The following is a 15655-nucleotide window of genomic DNA, read 5'->3' on the forward strand; positions in this document are numbered from 1 at the left end:
CAAGAAGTTATTGTTCATCAGATTCTTCCGTGACAGAACTTGTGTGTACTCGTGGACATCTCGCATCGTAACACCGCGTAGTAGCCTATGTTCGAAACCGAGAGTGTGCGATTGACTTAATGAACGGCGGCCCCAACTTTGACCCTTAACCAGTTGGCGATCTCCGTTAACCGCACGCGGTCATCAAGCAGGTCCTTGCCGATTGCGTATTGCCAAGAAATCGAACGCCGTTCCCGATCGTCATGAAGCAGTCGCAAGTTGCCTGCATAGGCGGCGAGTTGCTGCGGATCCTCGAAGAACTTTTCCTCATCAACGATCACCGGAGCGTATCGGACGAGAACGTCTGCGATATCCTTCAGCGAAAATTCAGGGTGGTATTGCACTCCCCAGAAAGTGCCGTTCTTGTAGGATATCTCAGCCGCCTGAACATCACTGACGCTATTTGACGCCGTAACGATAGTGCCATCGGCCGGGCGCGTCACATGATCCGCATGCACTGCCGGCGCATCGAAGGTGACGGGTCTTCCATCGTGCAGCGGATGGCTAATCCCCTCGGAGGTCAGGCGAATAGCTCTGGCGAAGCCCACCTCCCGGCCACGCTGATTTCGAAGAACCTCACCGCCAGCGGCAACAGTCGCAACCTGAAGTCCCCAGCATGATCCGAAGAAGGGGACGCCACATGCGAACACCTCTTGCGCAAACTCTATCTGGCGGCGGACCTCCGGACGATCCTCATAGATCGTCAGCGACGAACCGGTTAACACGATGCCATCATATACATCGATCGGTTTCGGCGGTTTCTCGCCGGCATCCGGCAGATTGTAGATGTCGATCTCAATCGACGGACAAAGCGCCGTGATGACATCTCCATAGCCTTCGCCGGGTGTAGAGCCTCCGATCTCCCTGGATCTCTGTCTGGAGGCATGCACGTTTCCTTCTGCAATAAGTATTCTCATCGTCATTGGTCCGACATGGGGTTAAGGGCATTCACAGGTCAGAGCCTCACCCAGGTCGTCTTCAACTCGGTGTACTCGTCGAGGGCATGCAGCGACTTGTCCCGGCCGTTGCCGGACTGCTTGTATCCACCGAACGGTGTCGTCATGTCGCAAGCGTCGTAGCAGTTGACATAGACGATCCCGCTTCGAAGCGCCCTGGCGACCTTGTGAGCGTCTGAGAGGCGATCCGTCCAGACAGCGGCGGCAAGCCCGTAAGGGCTGTCGTTCGCGACCGCTACGGCCTCGTCGGCGCTATCGACAGGGATGACCGAGAGAACCGGACCGAATATCTCTTCCCGAGCGACCTTCATGTTGTTTGTGACATTGTCGAAGATCGTAGGAGCTACATATGCCCCGCCGCTCTCCACCAGGGCGCGGGTTCCGCCAGCAGCCACTCTGGCCCCCTCGGCCTTCGCGGTTTCGATGTAGCTCATGACGCGATCTGCGTGGCGCAGATCCACCAGCGCGCCCATATTCGTTGCTGGATCGAGCGGGTCAGACGGTTGCCTGTTCTTTGCAAACTCGGCGATTATCTCCACGACCTTGTCGTGAATCGGTCGCTCCACAATCAGTCGCGAAGGAGCGATGCAGACTTCACCCTGATTGGCGAACATGCTTTCAGCCGCTGTGATGGCCGCCTTCTCGATATCTGCATAGGACGACAGGATGATGTTCGGGCTTTTCCCGCCAAGTTCCAGACCAACCTTCTTCAGGTTGGACTTGCCAGCATATTCCATGAGCAGCCGGCCGGTCGAGGTCGAACCCGTGAAGAAAATACCGTCGACGTCCATGTGGCTGGCGAGAGCTTTACCCGCTGTATGCCCGAATCCGGGCACCACGTTGAATACCCCAGGCGGAATGCCTGCTTCCAGTGCGATCTGCCCCATTCGGATTGCCGTCAATGGCGACTGTTCCGCCGGCTTCAGGACGACCGAATTGCCGGTGGCCAGCGCCGGCGCGGTCTTCCACGCGGCGGTCAGCATCGGGAAATTCCATGGAACGATTGCGCCGACAACACCGAGTGGTTCGCGGGTAATGAGGGCGAGATCCTGATCCGCGGTGGGAGCGATCTGATCGTAAACCTTGTCGATTGCCTCTGCATACCAATCGTAGCAACGGGCCGTCGCGTTTACGTCGACAGATAGAGCCGCTGAGATCGGCTTGCCCATGTCGAGTGATTCAAGAAGGGCAAGCTCCTCGAGGTTTTCCCGCAGCAGCGCGGCAAAACGCTGGAGGATACGCTTGCGCGCAGCCGGCGCTTGCCCCGCCCACCGGCGATCCTCGAAGGCCGCGCGTGCAGCCCGGACGGCCCGGTCAATATCAGCAGCGCCACCCGATGAAACTTGGGCAAGCAACCGCCCGTCAATCGGAGAAAGACAATCGAAACTGGCTCCGTCCGTCGCTCTGGTCATCTCGCCATCGATGAGCGCACGACCTTCTATCTTCAAGTCCGCTGCGCGAGAACGCCAGATTTCGGCGCCTGCAGATGCACTTTTTTGATCCATGGAAGCATTTCCCTCTTGTAGGCCGTCGGCAATCGCCCACGCTAAAAACGACATTCGACCGCCGAGGCGACCAAATCGGGTCGCCTCGGACCACAGATCATGCTCAGTACTTGAGCATGAGGCCGCCATCGACGATGAGGCTGGTGCCGGTGATATATCCGGCAGCGTCGGAAAGCAGGAACATCGCCGCGTTGGCCATGTCCTCCGGCTGGCCGACCTTCTTCATCGGCACATAGTCGGATGCGTTCTTCAGCTTCTCAGGGGAATCCCAGCGAGCCTGCATCGGCGTGTGTGTGATTCCCGGATGAATGACATTGGATCGAATGCCCTCAGCGGAGAGCTGCATCGCGATGGAATTGGAGATCGCGACGACACCAGCTTTCGATGCCACGTAGGCATCTTGCGGCGCAGTATCGCCACGGAGGCACTGCACCGTTGCAAAGTGGACCATGGAGCCACCGCCCGACTTTCGCATGTAGGGCACAGCGGCCTTGATGGTATGCACCATGGACTTCAGGTTGATATCCATCACCTTGTCCCAGATATCGAGGTCTATATTGAGAAGGGAGACGTCCTTGCCAAACCAGAGCACGCCGGCGATGTTGGCGAGATAGTCGATGCGGCCAAACTTCTTGTATGCCGCATCGACGGCATCATTGACGAACTTTGCGTCGGTTAGATCGCCTTTGGCGTAGACGCATTTGGCGCCATCTTTGAGTGCTTCCGGCTGTTCCTTGACGTCGATCGCCAGGACCGACGCACCGGCCGCAAGCAGCCCCTCGGCGAGCGACAGCCCCATCCCCCCGCCAGCGCCGGTCACGATGGCGACGCGGCCGCTGAAATCAAACTTGATCATGTAAACTCCCTCTTTTTCGCGTTTGAGAAGTCGCCACCAAGAGCCCCGTTGCGAAACAACAATTTCGTTGCAGAATCGTGTTGCTGTTGGAAACGTGTTGCTTTATACGAAACATAACTGACCATATCAACACATTTGTGATAGGAGAGAGCACAATGCCCATCGAGGTTGTTTCCCCGATTGATGGATCGAAGATTCTTTCAGTCGACACCGCCAGCGACTTGGCCGTTGACACGGCGCTTGCAAAAGCGGAGTCGGCATTTGAAACTTGGCGGAATTCCTCCAAGGACGAGCGTGCTAGGCTGGTCATCGCTCTCGCCGATGAACTCATCCGTCGGAAGGATGAGCTTTCTCGCGCGTTGACCTTGTCGATTGGCCGTCCGGTGGCGCAAGCCGACGAAACCCAGCGCTTCAAGGCCGTCACTGTGACCCAGATCGAGGCGCTCAACGCGATCGGCGACGACCCTTATCCTTCCGATGCCTCGATCAAACGGTTCACGCGCCGCAGTCCCCAGGGTGTCCATCTTTCCATCGCGCCGTGGAATTATCCTGTGGGACTGCTTCCGTGGCTGATCGTGACCCCTCTTCTCGGCGGTAATCCCGTAATCCTGAAGCATGCGGCGCAGACCGTCGACGTCGGTCGGATCATCCGGGAAGCCTATGAGACAATCGGCGGACCTGAAGGTGTGTTTCAGGTTCTGGAACTGAGCCATGATCAGGTCGATCGCATCATCCGCTCCGGCAGGATGAAGGGGGTCAACTTCATCGGCTCTGTCGCAGGTGGACTTTCCATCCACCGCTCGGCCGCAGGGACACTCACCCACGTCCATCTGGAGCTCGGCGGAAAAGACCCAGCATATGTGCGCGCCGACGCGGATATCGAACAGGCGGTCACGGATATCGCGGATGGTTGCTTCTCAAATGCCGGTCAGTCCTGTTGCTCCGTCGAGCGCATCTATGTTCACGAGGCGATCCGCGACCAGTTCCTCGCTCGCTTCAAGCAGGAAATGAAGAAGTACAAGGTTGGCAACCCGCTCGACCCCAACGCAACCGTCGGGCCAGTCGTGAAGAAGTCGGCAGCGGAACTGATCCGCAGCCAAATTTCCGACGCGGTGATGAAGGGAGCAACCGCCTATTCCGAGGAACCACTCAATCTCTCAGGTGTCAAAGACGCTTATTGCTACATTGCCCCGACGCTTCTAACCGACGTCGACGGGACGATGACAGTGATGCAGGAGGAGACTTTCGGCCCCGTTGCCTGCGTGCAGACCGTAAAGAGCGATGACGAAGCCGTGCGTCTGATGAACGACAACCAATATGGGCTCACGGCCAGCGTGTGGACCCGTGACGTCGATGCCGGCCTCCAGATTGTGGATCAACTGGACGCCGGTACGGTCTTCGTCAATCGTTGCGATCATGCTGACCTCTATCTTCCGTGGGGTGGACAGAAGATGTCCGGACTCGGCCGCGGAAACGGCAAGGAAGGTCTTTACGGCGTTACGGACGTTAAGTCGTTTCATATCCGGAATCCGCAATGAGCCAGCCCGTCACGTTGAGCGAAGCCGAGATCGCATCCTACGCAAGTGATGCGGTTTCGGTACTTGAAGGTGCGAGGCGCCCGGACATCGTGGTGCTATGTGAACATGGGGGCAGTCAAGTCCCGGCTGCTTGGAGGGGCCTCGGTTTGCACGATGCCTTTTTCGAGACTCACTACGCACATGATATCGGCTCAAGGGAGTTAACGGTCGCCGTAGCGGACCGCCTCGGAGCCACAGCGGTACTTGCCAACTATTCGAGGCTGTTTCTCGATTACAATCGCAAGGCCACTGATCCTAGCTGCATTCGCCCCGATATGGGGGGCATTCCGGTGCCGGCTAACGTGCATATTTCGGATGAGGAAAGGTGCCGGCGGGAGAGGATCGCAAGATCTCCGGTCGAGCGTGTCCTGGAAGATCTATTGGAAGGCGAACGGCCCATCGGCAAATTGATCGTCTCTATCCATTCCTTCTCGCCGGTGTGGGAGGCGGTCTACAGATCATGTCAAATCGGTGTCATGTGGAAGTGTGACAGCCGCCTTGCATTGCCTCTGATTCAGGCGATGGACGTTCAGCGTCGGTTTACGGTAGAGGAAAACCAACCCTACAGTTTTGCCGATAGCGACTGGTTCACATTGGATCGGCATGGTCTGTCAATCGCCGTTCCGAACGCCTACATCGAGGTCCGAAACGATCTGATCCATGACTCATCCGCCGTCTCGGAAATGGCGGAAGTGATTGCCGTCGGGATTGAAAAAGCCGCAACATCCCTCGGTCGGTGACGCATGCATCCGAACTTTACCGATCGGGGCCAGCGAAGGCCGGCCCCGACCGGGCTTCATGTTTTGGCGATCGTCACGGCGAACAGCGTCTGTGCTGACAAGAATCTCAGGGAAGGCTGTTTATCATGAGGACGTTGGCAGGTCCGCCAATGGCCAGATAGGCGTGCGGCTGATCCGAGTCGAACAATATACTGTCCCCTGCATCAAGCGTCGCAGGCTCATAAATCTGGCTCAAAAGTTGTGCCTGGCCGGAGAGCACATAGAAGAACTCCTGCCCCGGATGTTGCCTCCAGCCTCCATTCTCCTCCAGGCTGGTTGCGGACAGCGTCACAACCCAATAGAGACTGTTGTGGTCCTTGAATTCGGAGCAAAGCGGAGTGAAACGCATTCCAGGAGTCGTCTGGCCCTCACTTGCCGTGCCGCGGGTGATCGTCCGCCGCCCGCTTGCTACGGGTCGGCCTCTCGACAGGAAGTTCGCAGCCGGAACCTCAAGCAACTCGGCGATTTTTAGCGCCAGATCGACCGAAAGCTTGGATTTCCCAGTCTCAATTTTTGAGAGTTGTGACGCTGAGATTCCCAAATGATTGGCCAGCGTCCTCAGACTTATGCCCTTTTGGCTACGCTGAGTTCTGATGGCGTTCTCGACATTCATTTTGTCGCCTCCCCAAGTCGCCACGATTTTCGACTGCGCGGTACCTGCGGGAACCGGAGGCGGTGCAAGTTTTGCCAAGCCAGGTGCGGATTGGGCTGAAGACAGCGATCTGTTTCTCGATTGAAGGAGAGTCATTGTAATCCTTGCGGGTTCTGGACAAGAGCCCCATCCCAAAGCACTCGTCCTCCGTTTCCTCGATATCCTTTCAACATCTCTCGGAGCCGATTTTGTTTTGCGGCCTCCGTGTTGCTGATGGCGTTATCCTTTTGCTTCCTCCGAAACATGTTTACATCATTGGAAACAGTCGCGCAACAACTCGCTAAGCTCTCGCAATTTTGTGTGCTTTTTTTGATAGATAAGCTCTCCGCGCCACCTGAAACAACCAGAGACACACCACGCGCCAGGAGTGTAGCGGATACGAGCCGTATTCCTTGCGCCTGGAACTGTGGAGGAGTGGCCAACCGGTCGTGGTCGCCAACCTTTCCGCTTATCGGCGTTAGGCCGAACCTTTGCTTCGAAAGCTAGTGTCTAGGGCCCCCATCTCGTTGATTTCGTCATGTGATTGTTTGTAACACATGTTTCCTTATAAGAAACGCCGTGTTACGGAAGCTCAAATGGCTCGTAATGGTGGCGACCAAAACATAGCGTCGGTGAGGCGCCATACTTGTTGCGGACCGCAGCCGTTCGGAAAGCGGGCTGGTGCGATGAATGAACCTGAGTTGGAACTGCTGGGAGTGAGAGATGCGTGCTGCGGTATATGAGAAGTTCAAAGGTGAAATCGTTGTCAAAACGGTTCCGGATCCTATCCCAGCCGAGCTGGGCGTTGTCATCGATGTCAAGGCGACTGGCCTGTGTCGGAGCGATTGGCATGGGTGGGTTGGACATGACGACGATATCAACCTGCCACACGTGCCGGGCCACGAATTCGCAGGCGTGATCAGGGAAGTCGGGCGAGGGGTGCGGAATTGGAAGGCGGGGGATCGCGTCACGATGCCGTTCATGGGAGTCTGCGGCACCTGCGCGCAATGCTCCTCGGGCAATCATCAACTCTGTGACGATCAATTCCAGCCAGGCTTCAGGCATTGGGGTTCGTTTGCTGAATGTGTTGCCATCGATCACGCTGACGCCAATCTGGTTGCTTTGCCGGAATCGATCGACTTTGCGACTGCGGCGGGTCTCGGCTGCCGCTTTGCGACGGCTTTTCGGGCGATTGCCCATCAGGCTCGCGTGGCGCCCGGGCAGTGGGTCGCCATTCACGGATGTGGTGGAGTCGGCCTTTCGGCGATCATGATTGCAAACGCCCTTGGCGCCCGTGTCATCGCAGTCGATATCACCGATGAAAAGCTGCAGCTTGCCACCGCACTCGGAGCGGAAGTCGTCATAAATGGCCGGACAACCCCTGACGTTCCCGGCGCAATTGTAGATGTGACGGGAGGCGGTGCGAATGTCTCGGTTGATGCGCTCGGAAGCATGACGACCTGCCGAAACTCGATCGCATGCCTGACCAAGCGCGGCAAGCACGTTCAGATAGGGCTGCTTGCAGGTGATCAGGCGCTACCTCCAATCCCAATGGGACGTGTGGTTTTGCGTGAGCTTGAGATCATTGGTAGCTACGGTCTGCAGCCGTTCAGGTACGCCGACATGCTGGCAATGATCACGACCGGCAAGCTGCACCCGGACAAACTGATCGGTCGAACGATCAGCCTGGAAGAGGCTGCGAATGCTCTTCCGCGCCTCGATAGCTCCCAGGACGTTGGCGCGGTGATCATCGACAGGTTCTAGCGCCACGCTGGTCGGGAATCATCCACTTACCTCGGCAACGGGCGCCTCGCCTCGATCTCACGAAGGATATGAGTGGCTATGCAATTGGATCGCGATCGGTGAGCAGGCCGATCTCGCTCAAGGAACAATCTCGACGGCTCTGGCCGGGTCGGGCGCGTAAAATGGATGAGGAGAAACTTGATGTCGGCGTTGATAAAGCAGAGCCTTGGTGCTGTATATCCTGTCGTGGACCACGGGAAGGGTGTCTGGCTGTTCGACACCGAAGGACGCAGCTATCTGGATGCCGCATCCGGTGCAATGACAGCCAACATAGGGCATGGCGTTCCGGAAATCGCATCCGCTATCGACGCCCAGCTCCGAAAGGTCGCGTTCACCTACCGCACACAGTTTACCAGCTTGCCCGCTGAGGAGCTTGCCACGCGCCTCACCGAGCTTGCACCGGGAGACCTGAACTATGCATTCTTCCTCAACAGTGGATCGGAGTCGTCGGAGCATGCCATACGTGTCGCACTGCATATATGGAAGGAGCGGGGGAGGCCTTCGAAAACCAAGATTCTCGGCCGCCAGCGCAGCTATCACGGTATGACGATGGGGGCCTTGTCGATGTCCGGCCATGATGTTCGCCGAAAGGATTACGGACCTCTCCTTCATCCCTTCCCAGTTGTGCCGCCAGTTTACACATTGCGCCGGCCGAAGGGACTTAGCATCGAGCAATATCATCGCCAATGCGCCGATGCCTGGGAAAACGCCATTTTGGAGGCTGATCCTGACACTGTCGCGGCCGTCATAGCAGAGCCGATCGTGGGGGCTGCTGGCGGTGCTCTTATGCCACCAGAGGGCTATTTCAGGCGTGTCCGCGAAATCTGCGACAAGTACGATGTTCTCCTCATTCTCGATGAAGTGATCTCCGGGATGGGACGGACGGGAGACTGGTTCGCATCTCAATGGCTCGACGTGGTTCCCGACATACTCCTCGTCGGCAAGGGATTGAGCGCTGGCTACACTCCGATGGCCGCCGTGCTGATGAGGGAGGGGCTCGTGGAATCCATTCGCCAGGGGAGCGGTCATGCACCTTTTGGGCACACCTTCTCCGGAAACCCTTTGAGCGCGGCGACCTGCCTTGCGGTTCTCGACTACATGCAATCGAATGACGTTCTCGACAATGTTCGACAAAGGGGGGACGAACTCAGCGCAGGCCTTCGAACTTTGTCGCAGAGATTCAGGCATATGATCGATGTCAGAGGACGGGGCCTTCTGTGGGGTTTCGAGTTCGTACTGGATCGCGACACTCTCGAGCCTCCGAGCACGGATTTTATGGTATCCGCGAGGTTCACGGAGTTATGCCGCACATTGGGCCTCATCGTCTATCCGGCCGGCGTGGCACCTCTCAATAACTCTATCCTCCTTACTCCGCCTTTGACGATCGCGGCGGACGAAGTGAAGGAAATTCTCGTTCGGCTCGAGAAAGCTCTGATCGAGATGGAGAAGGTGCTGGATGGCGAGCAAAAGCGCGTGTCGGAAGCTCGGGGCTAGCAGCCGAGTGGAACGACCGTTTGGTGAAGTTTGCTGTTCTCACGGCAGCGGGGAGGGGATGTCGCGCTTACCTTCCCCGGCTGCAATCGGCAGCAGAAATTGGCCTTCGCAATCGACTTCCGTTCGGGCTGAGTGCTCGGCATTTGCCAGCCTGCATGCGTCACCAGGTCGTCTGTAAGATTTTTGGTTATGCGCCATGTTTCGTATGGTGCGAAACGTTTCTAAATTTGATACACGTTATATTAAGAAGGCATAGAGATTATTTTTCCACGACAAAAGTGGCCGCAGTTTGAGCGGTGTTTGACCGGGGGGCAGACGTTGAAAAAGATCGAGGATCAGATCACACCATGGACCGCGGAACAGCAAAAAACCGGGACTATCGTTCTTTCACTGCTTGAGCCGCGCCTCAGAGACGTGTTGACGGCCACATACGCTGTTACCATGCCGAATTTTCAAGGTCTCGACGACGAGGTGCTCAGAAAGGAACAACTCGTCTTCAGGAACATAGTCTCCGGCACTTTTTCGCCGGAGTATTTCCAGGCCCAGGCCGAGATAGCCTCGGCTGTCGCCCGTGAAATCGACTATCCGCAATTTCTGTCGCCAACCTACTCCACATACGCGGCCGAGTTGATGATAGCGCTGGTGGATGAATGTCGCTGGAAGCCCCGAGCGAAACGAAACGAATTCATTCACAGCCTTATGCGATCAGTGTTCGTGGATGTCTCGGTCGCAATGTACCATTTCTTTGCCGAGCTTGTGCAGCAAGCTGATGCGGAGCGAGCCGTGTTTGATCAGAAACGTGCTGAGGATACAGAGAATGATCGCATCTCGATGCAAATACTCCGCACTGCATTGAAGGAATTGGCAGAGAGGAACCTAGCCTACCAGATTGCTGATGACGTTCCTACCAAGACCGAGGATGCGAAACGTGACTTCAACGCGGCGGTGGCAACCCTGCTGCAAGCCATGACGCATATCAGCGCGACATCGAATGATATTCTGTCGGGAACCGATGATATCGCTGCTGCTGTGCAAGATCTGGCGCGAAGGACGGAAAGCGAGGCGGCGTCGTTGAAAGAAGCTTCCGCCGCGCTGGACGCCATAACTGCGGGAGCCCGGCGCTCGCTGGACAACGCGCTGAAGGTCAAGGATGTCGCTGCTCAGGCGAACGCGGACGCCGAACGCTCCGAGAGTATCGTGCAGCAAGCCGAGAGTGCGATTGACGACATCGCTCAAAGCTCACAGCAGATCACCCAAATCGTCACCGTCATTGATGAAATTGCGTTTCAAACGAATCTGCTGGCATTGAACGCAGGTGTCGAGGCTGCCCGGGCGGGAGATGCCGGAAAGGGTTTCGCTGTGGTTGCGTCGGAAGTGCGCGCCTTGGCACAGCGTTCCGCGTCTGCCGCCAAAGAAATCCGAGCTCTCATCAATGTGAGCTCTACTCGTGTTGACCATGGAGTTCAATTGATGAACAGCACCAGCGAGGTGCTCAGCCAGATCGTTGCAGAAGTTACTGCGATCAACCAGCTGATCAACGAAATTGTCACGTCCGGACGCGAGCAATCAAACGGCCTGAGCGAAGTCAATTCCGCGGTGCTTCAGATCGATCATTTTACGCAGCAGAATGCGGCGATGGTGGAGCAGACTTCAGCTGCTGCCTTTGGTCTTCGGGAGCGCGCAGACGCACTCTCCGAACTCATCGCAAAGTTCAGGCTTGCTCAGGCGTACCGTGGTCGCGCTCGCGTGGCATAGCGTTCGCTTATCAGGAAGTACCCGGAAATGGATTCGGAAAAGAAAGTCTTAAGTGTTGTCGACGGTAATCGGAAATGGCCGCCTCCTGTGTGGCTTATGCGCCAAGCAGGCCGGCATCTTCCTGAATATCGGGAAATACGAGCCTCAGTGGGGTCATTTCTTGACCTCTGTTATACGCCCAGACTGGCTGCTGAGGTCACGCTTCAGCCTGTGCGCAGATATAATCTCGATGCTGCAATCTTGTTCTCGGACATTCTAGTGATTCCTGACTCTTTGGGTTGCGGGGTGAAATTTTCTGAGAGCCGTGGACCCACACTGACACCTGTCGATTGCGATCGGATAGCCGCGCTTAATGTGGGAGGCATAAGCGAACACTTGATGCCAGTATTCGAGGCAATCCGGTTAGCCCGAAGAGATCTTGGCGACGATAAGACTTTGATTGGCTTCTGTGGTGCACCTTGGACCGTCGCAACTTACATGGTGGCGGGTCAGGGGACTGCCGATCATTTGCCCGCGCGAAAGTTTGCGCACGCACACCGCAAGTCGTTCAATCGGCTTTTGTCCCTGCTCGCGGATGTCTCTGCCGATTATCTGATTCGGCAGTTTGACGCAGGTGCCGACGTACTGCAGATTTTTGAATCGTGGGCCGATGTTCTCGGTGAAGAGGATTTCGATCAGTTTTCCATCGCGCCGATCGCACGGATGATTTACTTGGTGAAGTCACAAAGGCCACAAGCGAGGATCATAGTGTTCATAAGAGGTGCAGGCGTGAAGCTTCGAGATGTCCGGGATCGCACTGGTGCGGATTGTCTCGGGGTAGATTGGACCCAGCCGCTATCCTTCATCGCTGAGTTGCAGAAGCAAGGCCCTGTTCAGGGCAATTTAGACCCCCTGCGCCTTTTGGTAGGCGGTTCCGCGCTTAGGGATGCCGCGCAACATCTGCTCGAAGGACTGGGAAATGGGCCCTTCATCTTCAACCTTGGCCACGGAATTCATCCGGAGACGTCGCCGGATCATGTTACCGAGTTGATTCATATAATTAGAGCGTCGGGCCCTTACCCTGCAGCGCATCCTACGTGTTTGAAATAGTTCCAGCATTCCTCTTGTGTGAAGAGATCGCAGACTTTTCCGACGGCTTTCCAGAGGTCATTATAGGTTCTTGCCTTCTGTTTTCGCAGGAGTGTCTTGAGCTTGGAAAACGCCATCTCGATGGGATTGAGTGTTGGTTTTTGTCGTGACGGGTGGCGATGCCTCGGAAGTGTTTGATCCTGTTGAAGAACCGTTCCACGAGATTGCGTTGCCTGTAGACCCAGTCTGAGAATGAGACGCTTCCCTTGCGGTTGGCTTTCGGCGGGATGTTGGCCCAAGCCCCTCGTTCGGCCGCCTTGGCCCGGATGGCGTTGCTATCGTAACTCCCCCCCATCCGCCAGCAAAAGACGGATGGTCAGACAAAACAGGTGGGGGGTCAAAATTGGGGTCTGACTCAATCTCGATGCGGATTCCGACGTGAAGCCGGCCGGCATTCCGATCAATTATCGGCAAGCGACACTCAGATGTGGGTAATTGCAAGCTTCGCCGAAGGGATACAACCTTTTCATCCACAAAGATTGACGAGGAAGGAGCATTCCATACTCGGAATGCTCCAGCAGGTTCAAGCAGCAAGCTGCCTACGAATATCGGCTACATCGAAATGAGCGCGCTTTTCGAAGATCTTTCCTTCTTTGATGGTTAGCAGGCAGAACACGGAGATCCTGCAGCTCTTGCCATGGGGTTCAGCGCCCATTGTCGGCAAAGTCTGGTCCTTGGCTTCGAAGATCAGGTAGGCGGCAACCCTGTCGCCTTCGGCGACCATGAGTTCCAGCGGAAAGCGGAACGACTTGAAGGCATCGAATGCCGATTTCTCGGAATTAACGAAGCCGGCCACGCCAGGCTTCGGTGTATCGACCTGACTGTAGAAGACGAAGTCCTTGTGGCAAAGAGCATCAAGCTCTTCGAATTTTTCGCGGTTGATCGCATCGTAGAATTGCTGGACCAGCTTCTTGTTTTCATCAAGTGACATGACTTTCTCCTCTTTTGCAATTTAGCCTGATCAGACGGTCAGGCTCTCGCCGTCCTCAGGTACGAGAACACGATGTGACAGCCCGGCTTTCTGGAGGTAGTCGCGAAGTTGGGAGCGCGATGTCATCCCGTGATTGACCGCGTCCATATGGCTGGCAATGATGGTCGCGTTGGGCGCCGCCTCGCAGACACGGGCAACGTCATCGCAGTTCATGATGATGTGACCGAGCCCCGGAATCTGCGCGTCGCCGGCATTGACGATGATCACGTCGGGCCTGTATTCGGCAATATTCGCCTCGACATATTCGTTCCAAATAGTGTCACCGGCAAGGTAGAGAGTCTTCTCATCGGGATGACTGATGACCAGCCCGCAAACTTCCTGCAAGAGATCATAAGCGTTCTGGATCGCAACGTCCGAGCCGTGTTGGCCGGGAACCTTCTTAAGCTTCACGCCCATGAATTCAGGGTTGCCTGTGAGAACGCGGACATCAGTGAAAGTCTTGCCGTCCACCTGTCTGACATGCAGACCATTGTCCAAGACGATAGAGCGGGCGTCACTCACCAGCGCCTTGTCGCCAAAATGTTGCGTGAAGAACGGAATGTCCGGGCGGATCGCTTCGGCCGCCGCATGATCCCAGTGATCCGGATGCGCATGCGTCAGGATGACGGCATCCACATCGACGATCTCAGACATCGGCACAACAAGTGCAGCAGTCGGATTTCGAAGATGATCATTGGCTGTTCCGGCAAAGCCGGGATAAGCGTCCTTTTCAGCGAGCCAAGGGTCGATTAGGAATCTGATACCGCCAAACTCAAGCGAGACCGTAGCATTTCTTATCTGGCGAATTCGCATTTTTGTTCCCCTTTGCGTGTAGCTCCGATTGGGTTGGTCCGTCTGGAGCGCCACCACATGTTATGCCTGCGGGGCCGAGGAAAAAGCTTGCGACAGGCCAATTGTCGTCGTTCTAGGGCCAGATGGCAGCCGCACCACGTACCTTGTGTTCACGGGGATCAAGCGGCGGCGGGGCAGCGACGCCAATGGGTGCACACGCCGGGATGGACAGAGAGCGAACAGCCGCCCTACTTCTACAACCGACCGAGAAAGCCTCTCATTGCAACGAGGCTAGCTCGCTCACATTTGGTGCTTCTGAGTTTCTTCTACGGATTTTTGTTGGAGGACATCCGAAAACAGACTTGAAATACTGACGAAACAGGGCTGTAGATCCAAATCCTGCGATTTCCGCCACTCGATCTATGTTGTGATCGGTCGTTTCAAGTATTTCCCTGCCAATCTTGATCCGTTCTGCTCGCAACCAAGTGCCGAAGGACATGCCCGTGACACGAAAAAAGTTACGCGTAAAACTGCGCCTGCTCATCGACGTACGCTTGGCGAGTTCATCAATACTGTACTCCCGGCGTAAATTCATCCTCACTTCATCGAGAAGGCGGTAAATCCTCGCATCCTTCGTAGCGGGTGGAACCGGCCTCTCTATCAGTTGCACCTGCGTGCCTTCCCTTTGCGGCGGCAAGACCAATCTTCTCGCAACACTGTTTGCAATGGTGGAGCCGTAGAGTTTGCGGACAACGTAGAGGCAGCAATCCATTCCAGCACCCGTCCCTGCAGAAGTGATTATGCCATTGTCATCTACAAAGAGGGCGTTTCGATCCAAAACAGCCTTTGGGAAGCGCGATAAGAAATCTTGCTCGACTTCCCAGTGAGTGGAAGCCCTACTACCGTCCAACAATCCAGCATAGGCGGGAATGTAAGCGCCGAGACAAAGGCCGATTATCCATGCCCCTCGCGCATGCGCTTGGCCAACCGCGTCTAGGAGTGCTTGTTGTGGCCTTTCTGCGGGGTCCCGCCAGAATGGAACTATCACGATATCCGCATGCGCAATTTCAGCCAAACCGTCACTTGTTTCGATCTGCAAGCCGAGCCCGGAACGCAGAGGACCTACCTCACCAGCGCATATCTTTAGGTTAAAGAGCTCGACTCCAGGCAGAAAATTGCCAAAAACTACCAGCGGAACGGCCATCTGATAGGGACCGAAGCCGTCAACAGCAACAATGGCAACGTTGGGCAAGCGCACAAGATCATCCCTATCGTTCTATTTCCGTCTGCGGAAGCTGGATGAGCTACTGCCTAACTGTCCCAGTTCCGTATTGGCAACGTCCCACCGCGGAGAACAACCTAACCATCGC

13 protein-coding genes and 1 pseudogene are annotated in these 15655 nt (G+C 56.1%); 6 read left to right on the forward strand and 8 right to left on the reverse strand.

Annotated features, from left to right (window positions below):
* Positions 1-116: 116 nt before the first annotated feature.
* From AC1Q6Z_RS30250 to AC1Q6Z_RS30260, 3 genes are all read right to left on the reverse strand, one after another.
* Positions 117-956, reverse strand: a complete 840-nt coding sequence (locus tag AC1Q6Z_RS30250) for a type 1 glutamine amidotransferase (protein WP_192321234.1) — start codon at positions 954-956, stop codon at positions 117-119.
* A 38-nt stretch (positions 957-994) separates the two neighbouring features.
* A complete protein-coding gene (locus AC1Q6Z_RS30255) occupies positions 995-2500 on the reverse strand; it encodes an aldehyde dehydrogenase (RefSeq protein WP_192321236.1) in 1506 nt (501 codons plus the stop codon).
* 103 nt (positions 2501-2603) lie between these two features.
* Positions 2604-3356 carry an SDR family NAD(P)-dependent oxidoreductase gene (locus AC1Q6Z_RS30260; RefSeq protein WP_192321238.1) on the reverse strand — a complete coding sequence of 251 codons (753 nt, stop codon included), beginning with the start codon at positions 3354-3356 and terminating at the stop codon, positions 2604-2606.
* Positions 3357-3511: 155 nt separating this feature from the next.
* Between AC1Q6Z_RS30260 and AC1Q6Z_RS30265 the strand changes: the two genes are divergently transcribed.
* Entirely contained in the window at positions 3512-4894 is a 1383-nt protein-coding gene (locus AC1Q6Z_RS30265) for an aldehyde dehydrogenase family protein (protein ID WP_192321240.1), read from the forward strand.
* Positions 4891-5673: an N-formylglutamate amidohydrolase gene (locus AC1Q6Z_RS30270; RefSeq protein ID WP_192321242.1), complete on the forward strand. Its 783-nt coding sequence runs from the start codon at positions 4891-4893 to the stop codon at positions 5671-5673. Before AC1Q6Z_RS30265 ends, AC1Q6Z_RS30270 begins: the two co-directional genes overlap by 4 nt.
* A gap of 106 nt (positions 5674-5779) precedes the next feature.
* On the opposite strand, the gene AC1Q6Z_RS30275 is transcribed toward AC1Q6Z_RS30270, so the two are convergent.
* Entirely contained in the window at positions 5780-6325 is a 546-nt protein-coding gene (locus AC1Q6Z_RS30275; RefSeq protein ID WP_192321244.1) for a helix-turn-helix domain-containing protein, read from the reverse strand.
* A 741-nt stretch (positions 6326-7066) separates the two neighbouring features.
* Here AC1Q6Z_RS30275 and AC1Q6Z_RS30280 point away from each other — a divergent pair.
* The 4 genes from AC1Q6Z_RS30280 (at position 7067) to hemE (ending at position 12484) form a co-directional block, all read left to right on the forward strand.
* Positions 7067-8107 carry a zinc-dependent alcohol dehydrogenase family protein gene (locus tag AC1Q6Z_RS30280; RefSeq protein ID WP_192321246.1) on the forward strand — a complete coding sequence of 347 codons (1041 nt, stop codon included), beginning with the start codon at positions 7067-7069 and terminating at the stop codon, positions 8105-8107.
* Between the two features lie 180 nt (positions 8108-8287).
* Positions 8288-9640, forward strand: coding sequence for an aminotransferase family protein (locus AC1Q6Z_RS30285; RefSeq protein ID WP_192321248.1), 1353 nt, complete (start codon positions 8288-8290; stop codon positions 9638-9640).
* Positions 9641-9958: 318 nt separating this feature from the next.
* Positions 9959-11395, forward strand: coding sequence for a methyl-accepting chemotaxis protein (locus AC1Q6Z_RS30290; RefSeq protein ID WP_192321250.1), 1437 nt, complete (start codon positions 9959-9961; stop codon positions 11393-11395).
* 27 nt (positions 11396-11422) lie between these two features.
* Positions 11423-12484: a uroporphyrinogen decarboxylase gene (hemE, locus tag AC1Q6Z_RS30295; RefSeq protein WP_271046333.1), complete on the forward strand. Its 1062-nt coding sequence runs from the start codon at positions 11423-11425 to the stop codon at positions 12482-12484.
* 136 nt (positions 12485-12620) lie between these two features.
* Here hemE and AC1Q6Z_RS30300 read toward each other — a convergent pair.
* From AC1Q6Z_RS30300 to AC1Q6Z_RS30315, 4 genes and pseudogenes are all read right to left on the reverse strand, one after another.
* Positions 12621-12806, reverse strand: a pseudogene (locus tag AC1Q6Z_RS30300) (IS5/IS1182 family transposase); the annotation flags it as partial.
* 240 nt (positions 12807-13046) lie between these two features.
* Positions 13047-13454 carry an ester cyclase gene (locus AC1Q6Z_RS30305; protein WP_192321253.1) on the reverse strand — a complete coding sequence of 136 codons (408 nt, stop codon included), beginning with the start codon at positions 13452-13454 and terminating at the stop codon, positions 13047-13049.
* 30 nt (positions 13455-13484) lie between these two features.
* Positions 13485-14306 carry an MBL fold metallo-hydrolase gene (locus AC1Q6Z_RS30310; protein WP_192321255.1) on the reverse strand — a complete coding sequence of 274 codons (822 nt, stop codon included), beginning with the start codon at positions 14304-14306 and terminating at the stop codon, positions 13485-13487.
* Between the two features lie 256 nt (positions 14307-14562).
* On the reverse strand, positions 14563-15543 hold the full coding sequence (locus tag AC1Q6Z_RS30315; RefSeq protein ID WP_492650151.1) for a GlxA family transcriptional regulator: 981 nt from the start codon (positions 15541-15543) through the stop codon (positions 14563-14565).
* Positions 15544-15655: the final 112 nt, after the last annotated feature.

The organism is Shinella sp. GW835-FHT14H05 (genome assembly GCF_058793575.1).